Below are 2,230 nucleotides of genomic sequence, written 5' to 3'. Positions count from 1 at the left end.
GGGACTATCGTCCCCTTCATCTATCTGATTAATAAATTTGCTGCAAATATAGTAAGTTATTCATTAACACACAAATATCTTTCCTTTTTACGCTGATTTTTTGTATATTTAAGAGACTATCTCTCTTTAAATCTTCTTATTATGAAAAAAATACTCGTACCCACCGATTTTTCGAAGCCGTCTGAGTATGCTTCGAAACTAGCATCGAAACTAGCTGAAAAAGCTAACAGCGAAGTCCACCTTTTACACATGGTTGAGCTTCCTACTGGAATTATTGACATGGGCTCTGGAACTAACTTTAGCATTCCTGAAAGCATGTTATACATTAGAAAAGTTCGTGACAGACTTATTGATTACAAACAGCAATTTTTCTCAAGGAATGAAATTGTTAAACACGCTATCCGTTTTCAAAACCCTTATGATGGTATTTGTGACTACGCAAAAAAACATAATGTTGATCTCATTATTATGGGAACCAAAGGACACACTAATTTAGAAGAAATTCTTATCGGTTCTAATACTGAAAAAATTGTAAGAAATTCTGAAATACCCGTTATAGCAACTAAAAAGAACGGAGAAAATTTTGACCCAAAAAACTTTGTTTTCGCTTCTAGCTTTAAGCCTGAAAAAAACCAAGCTTTTGAACGTTTTTTAGAGTTTGCTAGCAACTTCGATAGCAAAATTCATTTATTAAGGATTAACACACCTCAAAAATTTGAGAACACACAAGAAACAAGCCAACGTATTAAAAACTTTATTAAAAAATATGATTTAAAAAACTACACTATTAACGTTTACAATGATTCTTCTATTGAAAAAGGAATTCTAAATTTTTCTAATAAAATAAATGCTGATATTATTGCTCTAGCTACTCACGGCAGAAGTGGTTTATCACATATTTTTAACGGAAGCATTACTAGGCATTTATCGAAAAAATCGATTAAACCTATGCTTACTTTCAAAATTTAAAAAAACTTCTAACAATGAAAAAGCGCTAAGATTAACATCTTAGCGCTTTTTATGTTTGATTAGTTTCTAATTTCTTAAGGTATGTTTAGAGAAGTTTAAGTTAATAAACATTCTCTAAACAATCCTTATTCATAATTCAGATTACTTTTTCTTCTTAGGACGCATTGCTATAATTTTCTTATTAACAACGCCTTTGTTTGTAATCATTCTTACAATTAAAGTTTGATTTTGTACATCTGATAAATCTATTTTTATTTGTTCTGAAGTTCCTTTGATATAAGAATTATTTTCAACTCTCTTAATCAAAATACCATTCATACTATAAATCTCAATAGCTACATCTGTATCAAACTTATAATTATACTCAAGTGTTAACTCATTCTCAAACGGAACTGGGTATGCACTAAAGCTTAATGGTTCTTGTTGAACTGGCTCTAACACCTCTTCATTACAAGGCTCTACTGAACCGCTTGGAGTGAACGTTCCGCCATCATCAACTGACTCATGACATCTACAAACCTCTTCACAAACCTCTGCATGTGCAATTACATAAATTGGTCCGCTAGCTTCAATAGGTCCTACCGTATAATTAGATGCATAATCTAACTTACTTGTGTTAAAGTTAAATTGTCCTGGTGCTACCGTTTCTTTACCATTCTTGGTTGGATACTTCTCGCATCCTATGTACACATGGGCTACACTCATTACATATCCTTCAAACAGGTTGTACTCAACTGTCACATATCCATCTAGATACGTAACTGTAACTTCTCCAGATTGTACTCCTTTAGAAACATCACATTGTGCTGCTCCTGAATATAAAGGAAGCGTATATGTACCTTCTTCTGCAAAGTAATTTGTCCAACCCCAACGGTTAAAGCCGTCGTCTAAGAAACAAGTATAGTTATCACCTCTTGCAAATGCTGTTTCACAATTTTCAAATAAATCAGTTTTATTTGACATTGTCACTGTTTCAGTAACACTATTACCACAATCATCCGTTGCTGTAAAAACATAATCAGCATACTGAATACAACTTTCTTCTCTATAGTTAGTAGGATACGCTACCAGATCACCGCCTGCTGCACAGTTATCTGTCCATTTTGCAGTTAGCATTTCAGGTAATTGCCCGTCACACAACTCAAGACTTTCTGGTAAATCAGTTATCACAGGATTGGTCATGTCGTAATCTCTTGAAACTAATGTAGTCTCGGTATCACTGTTACCACAATCATCCGTAATTGTGAATGTATACAGTCGG

At 33.4% G+C, this 2,230-nt stretch carries 2 protein-coding genes; one reads left to right on the top strand and one right to left on the bottom strand.

The window, feature by feature from the left end; genetic code table 11:
• The first annotated feature begins 141 nt into the window (after positions 1-141).
• Entirely contained in the window at positions 142-969 is an 828-nt protein-coding gene (locus OU788_RS12145) for a universal stress protein (protein ID WP_274635413.1), read from the top strand.
• 141 nt (positions 970-1,110) lie between these two features.
• On the opposite strand, the gene OU788_RS12140 is transcribed toward OU788_RS12145, so the two are convergent.
• Positions 1,111-2,230 (bottom strand): T9SS type A sorting domain-containing protein (locus OU788_RS12140; protein ID WP_274635412.1); only part of this gene is annotated, 1,120 nt, incomplete at its 5' end.

Origin of the sequence: Tenacibaculum sp. L6, from assembly GCF_028823685.1 — a bacterium.
Classification (GTDB): Bacteria; Bacteroidota; Bacteroidia; order Flavobacteriales; family Flavobacteriaceae; genus Polaribacter.
Note: the sequence above shows the minus strand (reverse complement) of the source record. Positions and strands in the feature narration are given on the sequence as shown.